The sequence below is a fragment of the Hymenobacter glacialis genome, assembly GCF_001816165.1.
GTDB classification, from domain to species: domain Bacteria; phylum Bacteroidota; class Bacteroidia; order Cytophagales; family Hymenobacteraceae; genus Hymenobacter; species Hymenobacter glacialis.
Genome location: NZ_MDZC01000067.1, coordinates 16,092 through 30,931, shown reverse-complemented (window position 1 = coordinate 30,931; position 14,840 = coordinate 16,092). Strand labels below are relative to the sequence as shown.

The window sequence follows — 14,840 nt, the reverse complement described above, 5'->3', positions numbered from 1 at the left end:
CCCCGGTGCGCCTATGGTACTGCCTTCACCGGTGGGAGAGTCGGTCGCCGCCAACCTTACATCCCGCAATGCCTGCCGCTTTCACCAGCGGCAGGCATTGCGCTTTTATACCCCCCCCTAACACCACCTGATTGCCCAGTTGTAATCGCTATGGCTACTCAAATCCTGGTGTCCAATCGGTTGAGTAACCAGTTCTGAATGATAAATCTCCTTTCGGGTTGGTACGTAGGCTTTAGTGACAAATTTGCCTTCACGGGCGTTGTTTGGGCACTTATTCTTTTGTCTACTTATAATATATTGGGTTGTTGTGATGGCAATTCAGGGTGCATTTGTAACTATGGAGTAATGAACACTGCAGTGTTTGTAAATTTGAAATACTGTTAAGCCTATCTTATTTGTGCAAGTATCACCAGCACGTTATAGCAGAAGTATTGATTGGCTCACTGTATTGCTTTATGTGATACTGGTTGGGATAGGGTGGGTGTGTATTTACGCCTCGAGTTACTCGTTTGAAGCGCCTGCTAATGTGTTGAAAACAATGAGCTTCGATAAGCTTATGGCTTTCAACTGGTTTAAGCAGTTGTTGTGGATTGGGACTGCTGTGGTGTTGGTGGTGGTGCTGTTGGTGGTTGACTATAAGGCCTATGATACTTTGGCCTACGCCATGTATGGGGGGATGATAGTGCTTCTACTCATCACGATGTTTGTGGCTAGGCCCATAGCTGGCTCACGGTCGTGGTTGGAGATTGGGCCTGTGCGTCTGCAACCGGCAGAATTTGCTAAGTTCACGACAGCTCTCGCAGCTTCGAGGTTCATGGCCAGTATAAACTTGAGATACCAGAACTGGCGGGACCAGTTGGTGCTGGCGGGAATTACCTTGCTGCCGCCGTTGCTTATCGTAGCCTCCAACGAGTCGGGACAGGCATTGGTGTTTGGAGCGTTGCTGTTGGCCTATTTTCGTGAGGGGATGTCGCCTCTAATATTGCTGTTGTTAGCCGCAGGTGCTGTTATTCTGGTGTTGGCTTTATTGGTACCAAAAATTTGGTTAGTTGCAGTTTTTACTGTGGTGTTGTTGGTTGTGCTGGGGTTGAACAAGCGAGTGTTGCGACACCACTTGCCATTGGCCATTGGGGTTTGGGTGGCGGTAGTGGGGATGGTGATAGGCGTCGATTTTTTTTATAATGAGGTGTTGCAGCCCCACCAGCGGCAGCGAATCGAGATTTTGATTAATCCTTCTGCAGACCCTTTGGGGAAGGGATGGAATGTGACGCAGAGTAAAATTGCTATTGGGTCGGGCGGCTTGGTTGGGAAGGGGTTTTTGCAAGGGACGCAGACCAAGTTTGATTTTGTGCCCGAACAAAGCACCGACTTTATCTTTTGCACAGTGGGAGAGGAGTTTGGGTGGGCAGGCAGTTTTGTGGTAATCGGTCTGTACCTGACGCTGCTGTGGCGTATTATATATGTTGCCGAGCGGCAGAAGTCAGTTTTTGGCCGCACGTATGGATACTGTGTGGCGAGCATACTCTTTTTTCACGTGACCGTGAATATTGGGATGACGATTGGGCTGGCGCCGGTTGTGGGCATTCCTTTGCCATTCTTTAGCTACGGCGGCTCCTCGTTGTGGTCCTTTACCATCCTGTTGTTTAGTTTGTTGGCCTTGGATGCGTATCGCAAGCAAGACTTGGTGCGCTAATGAATAGCCAGCGGGTGCCGGGCTGGGTATGGACGACGCTGGTTGGGTTTCACCTGGCGGCGTTTACCTGGTCCTGTATGACAGGTGCCTGGGGCTTCCCCGACTCGGATAGGTACCTGCAGGCAGCGGAAAACCTGTGGCGTGAGGGCGTGCTTTATGCTCGGCCCTGGCCTGGAGAGTTGCCACGCGGCCAAGCGGTGCAGGAGTTTACGATACGGCCGGTTGGATACCCGCTGGCCTTGCTGGCGCTGGGTGGGCTGTTGAAGGTGCCATTTTTAGTGCTTTTATTCCAAAACTTGCTGAGTTTGCTCAACCTTGGGTTGGTATTGCAGTGGTGGGCACATACGGTGCGTCCGCAACGGCGATATTGGAAGTGGGCGGTGGTGTTGGGGTTGTCTTTTCCGGCGCAACTCATCTATGCAAACGCGGTAATGAGTGAGATGCTGCTGCAAACGGTTGTTGTGGGAATGTTTTGGGGTGGAGTGTGGGTGATAGAGTCCCGTAAACCAAAATACATGGCCGCAATAGCTGTTACTACAGTACTGGCCTTGCTGCTTAAACCCGTTTTTTACCCATTGGCATTGATCGTAGCTGGGGCGGGCGGGGCGCTGGCATGGCGCGAAAAAAAAGTGAGATTGGCTGCGATAGCGGCAATACCGCTGCTGGTGACCGGCCTTTACATGGGGTGGAACATGCAGCGGACCGGGTATTTTCATTTCTCCAGCATTGCGGAAATTAACCTGCTCCACTATAATGCGGCCGGGGTGGTCAGGCAAGTAAATGGGCCTGAGGCCGAGGAGGCTTGGGTTGCCGCGGTGCTGACGGATGCCAATCAACGGGCGGACTTTGCAGACCGGCAGATGCTTATTCGGACCCGGGCTTTGGCGTTAATAGGAAAGCACCCCATTGTGTATGCACGCCAACAGGTGCAGGGCATGGGAGCTGTGTTTGTGGACCCTGGCCGGTTTGATATCAGCCAGTTTTTGGGTGTGGCTCCGCCTCCGGACGGCGGCTTATCGGTGCAGATAAGGAATGGGGGATTTTTCCGTGCTCTTACGCGCCTGCCAATAGCGCTGCTGTCCCTGCTAGGGGCGGTGCTGATGGCTAGCCTGGCGCGGATGGCGTTGGCGGTGCGCGGATTCCTGCTGTTGGGTAGCAGTTCGACGTTGCTGCGGAACGGACGTTGGGTAGCAGTGGGCCTTTTGTTCTATGTAGCGCTCCTGACCGGACCACTGGGAGCGGCGCGGTTCTTGGTGCCGGTGTGGCCTTTGCTACTAGGCCTCGCGCTGGTGGGATTGAAGGCCCCCCGTGCACCCCAGGCCGAGCAAGGGGCGCCAATGGGTGAAGACTAAGGCCAGAGCAGAACAGAAAACGGGAGCCGCGAGGTACCCCATGCGCCCCAGGTCGCCGGAGAGGAGCATGTGAAGCGCCACGATAAGCAACAAGCTGCCTTCGGCCCAACCCAGCGCATTGAAAATTGACGCCGAGCAACGCTGCTTGCGCCTTTCCAGCCAAAAAGCCACGGGAACAATGACGGTGAACAGGCCAAAAACACTGAGTAGCTCGCCTAGACCTTTTACAGATGCGGCTCGGCGAAGGGAATAGGTGATGTTATTCACATGCTCCCAGGCATTGGCTACAGACGGAATGCCGGGCGCCCCAAAACGGCTATTAATGAACCAATGGACGGCGAACAGAAGAGCCAAACCAACTGCCAGCGCGAGAAGTTGCCGGGGCCATCCCAGACTGTGACGGCCAAACCAGAGCAGCCAGGGCACCAGTAGAAAAAAGGACTCTTTTGCCAGCGGGCCAATGACCAACGCCGCCACCATCGCCCAGCTGCCTGCGGGGCCGCGCCGGATAGCATAGTAGCCCAGGCCAACGACCAACAGGTACAGGCTGTCGGTGAGGGGAAGGCCCGCGGCATAGACTGCCCAACGGCTGGTGAGCACGGCAAGCATGGCCAGGGCGGCGCCTAAAACGGAGGCTCCGGTCATGCGGGCGCCGTGGTACCAGCAGGCACCCGCGGCCCCAAGTACCAAGCAGTTGACCAAGTAAAAAGCGAAGCGCAGCGGCCACTGCCCGGCGGGGCGCTGGGGCCATACCTGGGCATACGCCTGGGTGATAGGCGCCGCTACCAGCGCCGCTGCTGCGGGCACCCAAACCCGGTAGCGGTGGGTGACGCGAACACTATCGAAGCGGCCGGCGGCCATGCGGAGGTAGCTGCGCGTGTCCGACGAGTGCGTGAAATCATAGTGCACGTACATTGGATAGGCCATATTGGCCAGCGCGGCTACTGCCAGCAGCCACGGCAAAAGCCAGCGCCGGGTGCGAACTCCCACTAAGGGCTGCCGGGAAAAAAACGCGGAACTAGGCAAATTTGCGTTCGATGAGCTTCAGCAGCTTATTGACGTGTTCCTCTTTGCGGCCCCACTCGTAGCGCTGCGACAGATGGCCGGTGACGTAGCTTCGGGCTTGGTCGGCAGTTGATAAGGTGTCGAGGTGCTGGATAGCCGCGTGGTACTCCATGTTCTCGCCCTCAAACAACTCGTTGATGAAGCTGAAACGCTGGTTGATGGATATGGCTTCGCGCAGGGTCTCGACTTTGGGGCTGGACCGCTCCGCCAACGGCATGGGGGCCGCGGTGGCTCGCAGCGTCTCGGCCAGGAGGGCAGTGGTGGGCTGGGTGGCTTTCAGCTTCTCGTGCAGGGGCATGGCGCTCACCTCGGAGGCTTGCTGCAAAGAAACGGGTGGCACAGTACGAGTTTCTGGCTCAGGGGCCGTGACTGGCCGTGGCTCCGGAGTGTTTGCAGCCGGAGCAGAAACGAAGGATGGCACTGCTACCGGAGCACTTGCAGGAGCTGGTTGCACGGGCTTTGCCGCGGAATCCGGCGCCTGCTCGGCCACTGGAGCAGCCGGAGGGGCTGTTACGGAAGCACTAGCAGTTGACACTGGCCCATCTTCCAGCAAATCGGCGGTAGTGAGGGGGAGCAGGGCGCTGAGCTCGGAAGCAAGGCGCTGCATGGGCTGATGCGCTTTGTAGTTGGCGGCGTGGTAAAGCTCGAAGCGGTGTACGATGAAATCGCGGCTGAGCTCCTTGCTGGCGGGCAGGCTCTCGACGAATTCCTGAAAAAAGTCTTTATCGATTTCGATGTAACGGAGATTGTCGCGCAGGCCGGCCAGCGTAACAGTATCGGTCGAGCCCAGTAGCAGGCGCTCGAAGCTGCCGCTTGGGTCGGCTACAATGCCGAGGGCATCGGCAGTGGCTTGGGCCAGTAAGGGCTCGAAGGTGACACGGCTGAGGCTAATGTGACGCGACAACACGTTCATGAACTGAACGAGGGCCGTTTGCACGGGGGCGGCCTCAAAATCGAAGTAGGGGCTGCGCAGGCGGGCAGTTTCGGCCTGCCACTGACCAAGGAGCTGGCGAATTACCAGCAGATTGATTTGGCGAATGGGAGTGAATTTGAGCACCGCCGCACCATCGAGCGTGGCGGTGGGCTGGGAGCCAAAGTGCTGGTCGCAGAGCCGGGCGGCCAGGCGGCGACCGTATTGGGCACACTTGGCGAGGCTATATTTGTCGTTCATAAAAAGGCCGGGTTTCGTGCCCGAAGTTAGGCACAAATGGCCCTGTTGACGATTGAAAACTTGCCCGGCGCGGCCATCACGGTCCCCGCGGGGGCCACGCTGCTGGCCGCACTGCACGCGGCTGGCCACGACTGGATGCACGCCTGCGGGGCCAAAGGGCGCTGCACCACCTGCCGCATCGAAGTACGCGAGGGCCTTGAAAATTTCAGTCCGCCCACCGCTGCCGAGCTCCGCTACCAGGCCGCGGGCCGGCTGCAGACCAACGAGCGGCTGACGTGCCAGGCCCAGCTGCCGGCGGGCGAGGCCGTGGGCCGGGTGCCCGATGCCACGCAACTACCCCACGTGCGGTACGGCGAAGCCCAAGGATGAACCTGTAACTTTATCGGGGGGCTGCCTCCCGCCTGGTAGCAACAGATGGCCAGCGCCTTTGCTCAGGTTGCTCCTGCAGTTCGTCCGTAGTGAAGTGGCGCGCTCAGCTGTTCGTTCCTAACTTTAGGTTCCTAAACCTTTCCAAGCCGCCTGTACCTTGTTTATTGAACCACGCGTTGGCAACCGCCACACCGCCCCGCGCCGGGGGTGGATTGAAGTGGTGTGCGGCTCTATGTTTTCGGGTAAAACCGAAGAGCTGATTCGCCGCCTTACCCGCGCCCGCATTGCCCGGCAGCAGGTCGAGATTTTTAAGCCCGCCCTGGATACGCGCTACGACGCCGAGGACGTGGTGAGCCACAACGCGGCCCGCATTCGCTCCACACCGGTGTCCATTCCTTCCGAAATTCTGCTGCTGGCGGCGGGTTCCGACGTGGTGGGCATCGACGAAGGACAGTTTTTTGATGATTCGCTGGTGGACGTGTGCCTGCAACTGGCCAACAACGGCACCCGCGTGATTGTGGCCGGACTCGACATGGACTACCTCGGCCGTCCGTTTGGCCCAATGCCAGCCCTGCTGGCCACGGCTGAGTACGTGACCAAAGTACACGCCGTGTGCGTGTGCTGCGGCGAAATAGCCTCGTATTCCTACCGCATTGCGGCCAGCGAAAGCCAGGTGCTGCTCGGCGAAACCGACTCGTACGAGGCGCGCTGCCGGCCCTGTTTCCTGGAGGGCATGCAAGCCAAAACCCCGGAAGCCCGCTCGGCAGCGGCGCACTAAATAAGCCGCAGGGGCGTTGGCAAAGTTGGCCCCATTGCGGGTACTCAAATCGTGTTTTTGCTGAGCATATGTCGCACATATTCCGTTGTTTGCTTGGGCTAACCGGGCTGCTTTTATTTGCTGAAGCGGCTCTTGCGCAAGGGGCTGTGGGCTATGGCGACTGGCAGCTGCACTTGCCCACCAATCGCCCCAGCCGCCTGGCCGACGCGGGCGACCGGGTGTATGTGGCAACGGAAAATGCCTTTTACTTTCTCAATAAAGCCCTCAACACCACGCAGGTGCTTTCGCGGCGCGATGGCCTGAACGACGTGGGCGTAGTGGCCCTGGCCTACGACTCGGTGACGCAGCAAACCGTGTTGGGCTACCGCAACACCAATCTGGACATTATCCAGCGCAACGGCCGCATCCGCAACCTCAACGACATTCTGCGCAAGCAGATTCAGGGCGCCAAGGCCATTACCAACATCTCGATAGGGCCCGGCAAAGCGTACGTGTCGACCACCTTTGGCCTGGTGGTGGTGGACCTTGTGAAGCTTGAAGTGACGGACACCTACTCCAATATTGGGCCGGGCGGCACCGTGGTTGCCGTGTACGACGCGGCCGTGGCCAAAGGGGCGCTCTACCTCGCAACTTCGGCCGGATTGCTGCGCGGGGCGCTCACCAGCAACCTGTTGGACTTCCGCAGCTGGACCGCGTACCAGCCGGCCACCACCGTGGACCCCGCGCGGCGCACGTTCCCCTTCGTGGCGGCTTACAACGGCGAGGTGTACGCCGCCGTGGAGGGCACCGGGGCGGCGGTGTTCAGGTTCGTTCCCGGTACTCCCGGTACGTGGCGTGCGGTGCCCAACACCCGCACGGCGCAGTTCCGCAACCTGCGGGCCAGCGCCACCGGGGTGTTTATCATTGATGACGACTCGGGTGTGCGCAAGATTGGGGCGAATGATGCCGTGACCAATGTGGTGGCGCGCAGCCCCGCCGGTACCTTTCTGCAGGACGCCGTGCGCTCGCGTGATGGCAGCTTTTACCTGGCCAACTTCCAGCTTGGCCTGCAACGGGTGCCGCCCGGTGCGGCCACGCCCACGGAGCAGTACGTGGCCAATGGCCCGGTCAGCAACCTGGCGTTCAGTATCCTGGCCGATGCCCGTACGAACACGGTGGACGTGTTTTCGGGCGGCTATTCAGAACGGTACGACCCGTCCATTGTCCGGGAAGGTGCCGGATTCTACGAGTTTAAAGACGGCCAGTGGACCAGCTTCACGGCGGCCGTGCCCGGATTCCCGAACGTGGTCCGGCCCACGCGCGGCACCCGCACGCCCGACGGCACGTTGTATTTCGGTGGCTACGGCGACGGGCTGGTGGAGTGGAAGGGTTTGGGCAACATTCGCCGGTTTGGCGAAGGCACGCCGGCCGGTAGCCCGCTGCTGGGCACCTTCGGCAATAAGAATCGGGTCGAAATCACGGACCTGACCACCGACGCCGAAGGCAAAGTGTGGGTTGTGAACCGGCATCTGCGGTCCGGCGTGTCGGGGCTGTTCCTTTTCGACCCGGTTGCGACCACCTGGCGCATCATGCCCTGGCGGCTGGGCTTTGAGGCGCTCGACCGGCTGGCGCTTGACGACAATGGCTACGTGTGGGCTTCCGTGGCGCGCAAAACCGACCCCACCAACGCACCCCTGGGAATTTTTGCGGTGGACCCCGCCACGGTTTCGCCCCAGTCGACCCGCTTTTTCACCACGGCGGCGGGCCTGCCCGATAATCAGATTTATGAGCTGGCGAAAGACCGCCGGGGCTACATGTGGGCCGCCACCATCAAGGGGGTGGCCGTGTTCAACGACCCCCGCGGGCCGTTTGACCCGGATGCCGTATTTACGCTGCCATTGACACCGAATGACAAGGGTGAGCTGTTTCCGGTGCTGTTCAGCGAGGCGGTGCGCACGCTGGCCGTGGACGGTGGCGACCGCAAGTGGTTTGGCACCGACAACGGCCTGTGGCTGTTCTCGCCCGACGCCGACGAGGCCTTGCTGCACTTCACCACGGCCAACAGCCCGCTGCCCTCCAACCGCATCGTGGACGTGAAGGTGAACAACAAAACCGGCGACGTGTGGGTAGCCACCGACGCCGGCGTGGTGGCGTACCGGGGGGCGGCCACCATTACGGAAGGCAAGCCCAGCTGCGCCGCCGTGTTTCCCAACCCCGTGCGCCCCGACTTCGCGGGCACGGTGGGCATCACGGGCCTGGTCAACAATGCCCAGGTAAAGATTACCGACGTGGCCGGCCACCTCGTGTACGCCACCACGGCCAACGGCGGCACCGTAACCTGGAACCTGACCACCCCCGACGGCAAGCGCGTGCGCTCGGGCACCTACCTCGTGCTTTCTGCCGATGCCGACGGCAAGAACGGCTGCGTGAGCAAAGTGGCCGTGCTCAGCAGGTGACGACGCTGCGCTTAATGAGGAATGAAGAATGAGGAATGAAGAGTTATTCCAAGGGAAATCTTCATTCCTCATTCTTTATTCCTCATTCAAACTATGTTAATCAAGACCCGAGGCATCGTCCTCAGCTACCTGAAATACCGCGAAACCAGCATCATTGCCCGCGTTTACACCGAGCGGCTGGGGGTGCAGAGCTACATCGTGAACGGCGTGCGCAAAGCCAAGCCGCCGGGCCGCATTGCCCTGTTTCAGCCCTTCACGCTGCTGGAGCTGGTGGCCTACGTGGCCCGGGGCAGCGGGGGGCTCACGCGCCTGTCGGAGTTCCGGTGCTCCGAGCCGTTTGTGAGCCTGCCCTACGAGGTGCAGAAGAGCAGCGTGGTGCTTTTTCTGTCTGAAGTGGTGGGGCGGGCCGTGCGCGAGGAAGAACAGAACGAGCCGCTCTTTCAGTTTCTGCACGACTCCATTCTGGGATTCGACCAGCAAACCACCGGGTCGGAGAACTTTGCACTGGTCTTTTTACTGCAGCTGGCCACGTATCTGGGCTTTGGCATCAGCACCGGGGGCGAGCTGACCGACCAGGTGATAATGGCGGGCCACGCGCCCACCACCTCCGGCGCTACCGGGCCGGCCACGCTGCGCCTGCGCGAGTTTGATGTCTACCTCGATGAGTTGCTGCGTGACCCCGCCACCAGCACCATTCCCAACGGCCGCGTGCGGCACGAGCTCCTGAACGTGCTCATTCGGTACTACCAGCTGCACGTGGAGCAGCTGGGTGAAATCCGCTCGCTCGATATCCTTTCGCAGGTGCTGGCCGAGTAAGGCGAGCTATTTGAAATCAACCAGCTCTACTTCGAAGCGAAGCACGGCGTTGGGGGGAATGTCGGCGCCGGCGCCGCGCGGGCCGTAGCCCAGGGGCGAGGGAATGAGCAGGATGGCCTTGCTGCCTTTGGTGAGCATGGCAATGCCCTGGTCCCAGCCCTTAATGACGCGGCCCGCGCCCAGAGGAAAGGAAATGGGCTCATTGCCATGCTTAGCCGACGAGTCAAACTCTTTGCCTGTGGCCAGCACGGTGCCCCGGTACAGCACCCGCACGTTCTGGCCCTGCTTGGGGGGCAGGCCCGTGCCGGGCCGCGTGACGATGTAGTAGGTGCCGCCGGCCGTTTTCTTGGCCACCAGCTTGTTCTTTTTCAAGTAAGCGTCAATCTGAGCGGCGTCTTTGGCGATTTGTGCCACGGCTTTTTGCTGCTCGGCCTTCAGCATATCGGCCTGGGCCTGCTGCTGGCGGGCTGTCATCTCGGCCATGGTCAGCAGCTCGCGGGCGCTGGCGGTTACAACCAGCGTATTGCCGCTTGTGCGCAGAAACGGTGGCACGGCCTGCCGAAAAGTTTTGGCAAAAATGGTATCGGCCGAAAAGCGGAACACGGCGCTGTCGCCGGGCAGCAGGATGCCCAGCGCTTCTTCCAGTCCGCCGGGCGTGGGTTTATCGGGCAGAGCCACCGGCTGTGGGGTGGGCTGCATGAGGCGCGATTTCATGATGACCGAGTCGCGGCCCGTGCGGAATTCCATGAAAACGGTGAGTATTTTGCCGGCGTGCGTGGCGTAAGGAGCGTCGGTGGATGCCAGAGTGCGCGGCTGGTAGCGCCCCGCCGCGTCCTTGCGGAAGAGGCGGTACTCGGTGCCCGTGGGCAGGCGGGAAAACGCCGTGGTGGGGGCTTGCGCCCGGGCGGGCTGCCAGCAGGCAAACAAGGCGCAGGCTGCGCTCAGAAATATATTTCGCATGGGTAGGAGGGGAGATTCTGGCAGTCCAGAAATAAAAACTTAACGCACGCTCAACACCTCCAGCTCAAAAACCAGTTCGGTATTGGGCGGAATCAGGTAGCGGCGCTCGTCGTCGGGGTCGGGCACGCCGGTGGCGCCGTAGGCCAGGGCGGCGGGTATCCAGGCCTTCACCCGGGAGCCGGCGGGCACCAGCAGGAGCAGCTCGTCCCAGCCCGGAATAACGTCGCCACGCCCCACCCGGAAACGGAGCGGGCCGCCGGTGGCCACCGTGGCATCGAAGATGTGGCCATCGGGCAGGAAGCCGGTGTAGCGCACGGCTACGCGGCTGCCGGCGCGGGCCAGCGGCCCGGTGCCCCGCTCCCGAAACACAAAGCGCACCCCGCTCCGCGTGAGTTGCGGAACGAGGCGCGCGGTGTCGGAGCCGGCGGGCGGGGCCGTGGGCGCAGACGGCACGGTGGGCTTGGGAGCTTCCTGCCCGCTGGCGGCCGTAGCGGCCAGCAAAAGCAAAAGGCCCAGGCCCCCTGCATACCACCGACCTACGCTAGCAGCTTTGCCCACGGTATGCCTTGTTAATAAACTTCCAGAACCTCTATATCAAACAGCAGGGCCGCATCGGGCGGAATAGCACCGGCGCTGCCACTGGGCCCGTAGGCCAACTTAGACGGCAGCAGCACAAGCTTGCGGTCGCCCTGACGCATGAGCAGAAGCGCTTCGTTGAAACCAGCCACTAAATTGCCTCCCTGCGTGAACACAGCGCAGCCGCACTCGGTGCGGTTATTGGCTGTATTGTCAAAAATAGCCCCCACCGGGAAGCGGCCGTCGCCGTTCGAAGCCGGGTAGCCCGTCGTACCGGGGTGGGCGCCGTTGCTCAGGAAACGGCCAAGGTACTTGAGCCGCACCTGCTTGCCCGCTGTTACCGGCGTGCCCTTGCCCTCGGCCAGCGGCACCAGGTACAGGCCGGATTTGGTCCGGGTGGCTTTGGTGAGCAACTGGTTGCGGGTGAGGTAGTTGCGGATGGTATCCTCGTCGATGCGCTTCAGCTGCTCTTCGTGGAGGCGCGCCGACTTCTGGAAGGTCGTTTCGGAGTTGCAGCTCCACAGGGCCGGGGCCGACAGGAGCAGGCCCGCCGCCAGCAACAGGTAACGGGAGCGCAGCAGGAGTTTTTTCATCACGAGAAGGGGTCGTAAAAGAATTCCGACCAACGGAGCCCGGGCAGCTACGCCGCACCGCCCGTTGGTCGGAATCAGGAATTTAACAAGGTCTATTGAACGTCAACAAGTTCCACCTCGAATTTCAGGGGTGCGTTGGCGGGAATGTCGGCGCCGGCACCGCGGGCACCGTAGGCCAGCGGCGAGGGAATGAGCAGAATGGCGCGGGTGCCCTTGTTGAGCAGCGCAATGCCTTCGTCCCAGCCCGGAATCACGGCACCCTGGCCGATGGGGAACTCGATGGGCTTGCCGGTTTTTTCCGACGAGTCAAACTGCTTGCCGCTGAGCAGCGTGCCGTTGTAGTTCACGCTCACCGTCTGGCCGGCTTTGGGCGTAGCGCCCGTGCCGGCCTTCAGCACCTGGTAGTAGATGCCCGAGGGCGTCTTCTTCACGGTCAGGTTGTTTTTCTTGATGTAGTCCTGCAGTACGGCATCGTCGCTTTTCAGCTGGGCCACTACTTCGGGTGCGGCCATGGCTTTGGCCTGGGCGTCCTTCTGCTCCTGCATCTGCTTGGCGTACTCAGGCGAGGCCATGCGTTGCTTCATTTGGGCAGCCATGGCACGCTTCTGCAGCTCGGGCTGCATGGCCTGGGCTTCTTCCTGGGTGATGAGCTTGGGCGTGGTGGCCACGTACATCATCACCACGTTGCCGCCGCGGCGCAGGAATGGCGGCACGGGCTGGCCCGACTTGGGCTTGATGAGGGAATCTACCTGGAAGCGGAATACGCCGCTGTCGCCGGGCTGCAGCAAGGACAGAGCCTCGTCGGGGGCGCCTTTTTGCTTGAGCTCCTGCAGGGGCAGGGGCACGGGCAGGCCCACGTCGCGGCGGGTGTTCTGCAGCACCGAGTCCTTGCCGGTGGTGTAACGCATGTTGCCCAGCAGGAACTTACCCACCCGGTCTTTGTAGGTCGGGTCGCCATCGGGGCCGATTTCGCGACGCTCGTAGCCGTTGCCGACTTTTTTGAAAATCTTGTACTCGATGCCAGACTTGGTTTTGGCATAGTCACCACCGTCTTTGTTGCAAGCGGTGAGGGAAGCGAAGCCGAGCAGGCCGGCCGCCAAGGCCAGTTGCTGCGCGGAGCGGGAGGAAAAACGCATGAAAATATAAGAAGTGAGGAGTCGAAAACGGTTCAAAGTTACGCTACTGGCGGCGCTACTGCCGCGGGCACCCCCGTGAGCTGTTCCTTGTACTCGGGCAGGATGCCCAGGAAGCGCTCCACCGTTGCATCCAGCTTGTTGTAGCTGATGCCGCCGGCGGCATTGTGGTGCCCGCCACCGTCGAAATGGCGGCGCGAAAAGTCGCTCACCGAGAAGGTGCCCACCGAGCGAAAAGAAATTTTAACGGCCACGCCGCGGTCAATAAACACGGCGGCAAAAACGATGCCCTCGATGCTCAATGCGTAGTTCACCAGGCCTTCGGTGTCGCCGGTTTTGCTTTCGTACTGGCGCAGCTCGTCCTGGGTGATGGCAATGTAGGCCGTGTTGAACTCGCGGTTCACCACCAGCTTGTCCTTGAGCACAAAGCCCAGGAAGCGCAGCCGGATTTCGGAGTGCGAGTCGTAGATGCGGCGGTGCACCGACGAGAGGTCGATGTTCACCTTCAGCAGCTCGGCAATGATGAGGTGCACGTTGCGCGAGGTGCTGGGGTGCCGGAACGAGCCCGTGTCGGTCATAATGCCCGCGTACAGTGCCTCGCCAATGCCCTTGGTGACGAGGTCCTGATGGCCCAGGTCGCGGATGATTTCAAAAATCAGCTCGGCCGTGGCCGCGGCGGTCGGCACCGAAAAAACGATGTCGGCGAAGTCCTCGGGCTCCTGGTGGTGGTCAATCAGCACCTTGGTGCCGCTGGCCTGGCGGATGTACTCGCCCAGCTCGTTGATGCGGCCCAGGCAGCTGAAGTCGAGGCAGCAGATGACTTCGGCACGGGCAATGAGGTCGCGCACCTGGCGGTCGTTCTGCCGGCGGTCGTACACCACCACTTCCTCGTTGCCCTCCATCCAGGTGAGGAAGGCGGGGTAGTCGGAAGGGGTAATCACCGTGACGTGGTGGCCTTTTTGCTTGAGGTACCCGGCCCAGGCGAGCGACGAGCCCAGCGCGTCGGCGTCGGGCTTGTGGTGGGTGGTAATGACAACCTGCTTGGGCTGCGCGAACAGTGCTTGCAGGGCGGAAATGGGACTGGACATCGACAACGGGATTGGTCCTGAAAGAAACTAAGGGCCGGTGGCTTACGAAGAAAATCGGGCGGCAAAAGTCGGAAGAAATCTTTTCTTAACAGCCGTCACCCCCCGGAAGGTTCGCCTGAAACCGAGGAATGATGCCGGCCGCTATCCAGGTGAAAAAGGGGCTATCTCACCAGTATTGGCTTTCATGGGGGGTGAAGCGATGGGTAAATCTTTCTTTTGAGCCCAACGAATAAAAAATGACGGCGGCGCCAAAGAGGTACCACTGGACCCCTAAAGACCGCTGGGTTGGGTGCTGGCTGGGGATGTGGTAGTTTTGTCCTTTCAACACTTCATTTTTATTTGAATACCCCGCCATGGCCACCAACCGCACCTTCACAATGATTAAGCCCGACGCCGTACAGGAAAACCACATCGGTGGCATCCTGCACATGATGGAAGAGGGCGGCTTCCGCGTTGTGGAACTCCAGAAAATCAACCTCACCGCCGAGCGCGCGGGCCAGTTCTACGCCGTGCACGCCGAGCGTCCTTTCTACAACGACCTAGTGAAGTACATGTCGAGCGGCCCCATCGTGGCTGCCGTGCTGGAGAAAGACAACGCCGTAGCTGATTTCCGCACCCTCATCGGCGCTACCAACCCCGCCCAGGCCGCAGAAGGCACCATCCGGAAGAAGTACGCCAAGAGCATCGAAGCCAACGCCGTGCACGGTTCCGACTCCGACGAAAACGCGCAAATCGAGGCTGATTTCTTCTTCGGCTCGAAATAAGCAAAAAGCGCATTAGCTTGCGCCAAATAAAGAAAAAGCCCGTTGTG

At 60.5% G+C, this 14,840-nt stretch carries 14 protein-coding genes; 7 read left to right on the top strand and 7 right to left on the bottom strand.

What is annotated here, in order from left to right; genetic code table 11:
* The first annotated feature begins 397 nt into the window (after positions 1-397).
* Together rodA and BEN48_RS10380 are read left to right on the top strand one after the other, a co-directional pair.
* Positions 398-1,693: a rod shape-determining protein RodA gene (rodA, locus tag BEN48_RS10385; protein WP_070734603.1), complete on the top strand. Its 1,296-nt coding sequence runs from the start codon at positions 398-400 to the stop codon at positions 1,691-1,693.
* 77 nt (positions 1,694-1,770) lie between these two features.
* On the top strand, positions 1,771-3,045 hold the full coding sequence (locus tag BEN48_RS10380) for a hypothetical protein (protein WP_125932584.1): 1,275 nt from the start codon (positions 1,771-1,773) through the stop codon (positions 3,043-3,045).
* Here the strand turns inward: BEN48_RS10380 and BEN48_RS18765 are convergent.
* Both BEN48_RS18765 and BEN48_RS10375 read right to left on the bottom strand, forming a co-directional pair.
* A complete protein-coding gene (locus BEN48_RS18765; protein WP_125932583.1) occupies positions 2,968-4,035 on the bottom strand; it encodes a hypothetical protein in 1,068 nt (355 codons plus the stop codon). The genes BEN48_RS10380 and BEN48_RS18765 overlap by 78 nt on opposite strands.
* A 28-nt stretch (positions 4,036-4,063) precedes the next feature.
* Positions 4,064-5,281, bottom strand: a complete 1,218-nt coding sequence (locus BEN48_RS10375; protein ID WP_070734601.1) for a hypothetical protein — start codon at positions 5,279-5,281, stop codon at positions 4,064-4,066.
* A 36-nt stretch (positions 5,282-5,317) separates the two neighbouring features.
* On the opposite strand from BEN48_RS10375, the gene BEN48_RS10370 reads away from it, so the two are divergent.
* The 4 genes from BEN48_RS10370 (at position 5,318) to recO (ending at position 9,679) form a co-directional block, all read left to right on the top strand.
* The gene (locus BEN48_RS10370; RefSeq protein ID WP_070734600.1) at positions 5,318-5,650 is read left to right on the top strand and encodes a 2Fe-2S iron-sulfur cluster-binding protein; all 333 of its coding nucleotides are present in this window, start codon (positions 5,318-5,320) and stop codon (positions 5,648-5,650) included.
* 157 nt (positions 5,651-5,807) lie between these two features.
* Positions 5,808-6,428: a thymidine kinase gene (locus tag BEN48_RS10365; RefSeq protein WP_083320961.1), complete on the top strand. Its 621-nt coding sequence runs from the start codon at positions 5,808-5,810 to the stop codon at positions 6,426-6,428.
* Positions 6,429-6,496: 68 nt separating this feature from the next.
* Positions 6,497-8,863 carry a type IX secretion system anionic LPS delivery protein PorZ gene (gene porZ / locus BEN48_RS10360; protein WP_125932582.1) on the top strand — a complete coding sequence of 789 codons (2,367 nt, stop codon included), beginning with the start codon at positions 6,497-6,499 and terminating at the stop codon, positions 8,861-8,863.
* 93 nt (positions 8,864-8,956) lie between these two features.
* Positions 8,957-9,679, top strand: coding sequence for a DNA repair protein RecO (recO, locus tag BEN48_RS10355; RefSeq protein WP_070734598.1), 723 nt, complete (start codon positions 8,957-8,959; stop codon positions 9,677-9,679).
* Positions 9,680-9,685: 6 nt separating this feature from the next.
* Here recO and BEN48_RS10350 read toward each other — a convergent pair whose 3' ends face one another.
* From BEN48_RS10350 to BEN48_RS10330, 5 genes are all read right to left on the bottom strand, one after another.
* Positions 9,686-10,639 carry an FKBP-type peptidyl-prolyl cis-trans isomerase gene (locus BEN48_RS10350; RefSeq protein WP_083320960.1) on the bottom strand — a complete coding sequence of 318 codons (954 nt, stop codon included), beginning with the start codon at positions 10,637-10,639 and terminating at the stop codon, positions 9,686-9,688.
* 39 nt (positions 10,640-10,678) lie between these two features.
* Positions 10,679-11,140: an FKBP-type peptidyl-prolyl cis-trans isomerase gene (locus BEN48_RS10345; RefSeq protein WP_158010152.1), complete on the bottom strand. Its 462-nt coding sequence runs from the start codon at positions 11,138-11,140 to the stop codon at positions 10,679-10,681.
* A 68-nt stretch (positions 11,141-11,208) separates the two neighbouring features.
* Entirely contained in the window at positions 11,209-11,808 is a 600-nt protein-coding gene (locus tag BEN48_RS10340) for an FKBP-type peptidyl-prolyl cis-trans isomerase (protein ID WP_070734596.1), read from the bottom strand.
* Positions 11,809-11,900: 92 nt separating this feature from the next.
* Positions 11,901-12,944 (bottom strand): FKBP-type peptidyl-prolyl cis-trans isomerase, encoded by a 1,044-nt coding sequence (locus BEN48_RS10335; protein WP_070734595.1) that lies wholly within the window; start codon positions 12,942-12,944, stop codon positions 11,901-11,903.
* A gap of 38 nt (positions 12,945-12,982) precedes the next feature.
* The gene (locus BEN48_RS10330) at positions 12,983-14,029 is read right to left on the bottom strand and encodes a DHH family phosphoesterase (protein WP_070734594.1); all 1,047 of its coding nucleotides are present in this window, start codon (positions 14,027-14,029) and stop codon (positions 12,983-12,985) included.
* Between the two features lie 353 nt (positions 14,030-14,382).
* Here BEN48_RS10330 and BEN48_RS10325 point away from each other — a divergent pair, with 353 nt between their 5' ends.
* Positions 14,383-14,793: a nucleoside-diphosphate kinase gene (locus tag BEN48_RS10325; protein ID WP_070734593.1), complete on the top strand. Its 411-nt coding sequence runs from the start codon at positions 14,383-14,385 to the stop codon at positions 14,791-14,793.
* Positions 14,794-14,840 lie beyond the last annotated feature (47 nt).

Excerpts from the sequence above, each read along its gene's own strand:
- BEN48_RS10380 (WP_125932584.1), top strand. The coding sequence starts at position 1,771 with ATGACAGGTGCCTGGGGCTTCCCCGACTCGGATAGGTACCTGCAGGCA.
- recO (WP_070734598.1), top strand. The coding sequence starts at position 8,957 with ATGTTAATCAAGACCCGAGGCATCGTCCTCAGCTACCTGAAATACCGC.
- porZ (WP_125932582.1), top strand. The coding sequence starts at position 6,497 with ATGTCGCACATATTCCGTTGTTTGCTTGGGCTAACCGGGCTGCTTTTA.
- BEN48_RS10340 (WP_070734596.1), bottom strand. The coding sequence starts at position 11,808 with ATGAAAAAACTCCTGCTGCGCTCCCGTTACCTGTTGCTGGCGGCGGGC.
- BEN48_RS10325 (WP_070734593.1), top strand. The coding sequence starts at position 14,383 with ATGGCCACCAACCGCACCTTCACAATGATTAAGCCCGACGCCGTACAG.
- BEN48_RS10335 (WP_070734595.1), bottom strand. The coding sequence starts at position 12,944 with ATGCGTTTTTCCTCCCGCTCCGCGCAGCAACTGGCCTTGGCGGCCGGC.
- BEN48_RS10375 (WP_070734601.1), bottom strand. The coding sequence starts at position 5,281 with ATGAACGACAAATATAGCCTCGCCAAGTGTGCCCAATACGGTCGCCGC.
- BEN48_RS10330 (WP_070734594.1), bottom strand. The coding sequence starts at position 14,029 with ATGTCCAGTCCCATTTCCGCCCTGCAAGCACTGTTCGCGCAGCCCAAG.
- BEN48_RS10350 (WP_083320960.1), bottom strand. The coding sequence starts at position 10,639 with ATGCGAAATATATTTCTGAGCGCAGCCTGCGCCTTGTTTGCCTGCTGG.
- BEN48_RS10370 (WP_070734600.1), top strand. The coding sequence starts at position 5,318 with ATGGCCCTGTTGACGATTGAAAACTTGCCCGGCGCGGCCATCACGGTC.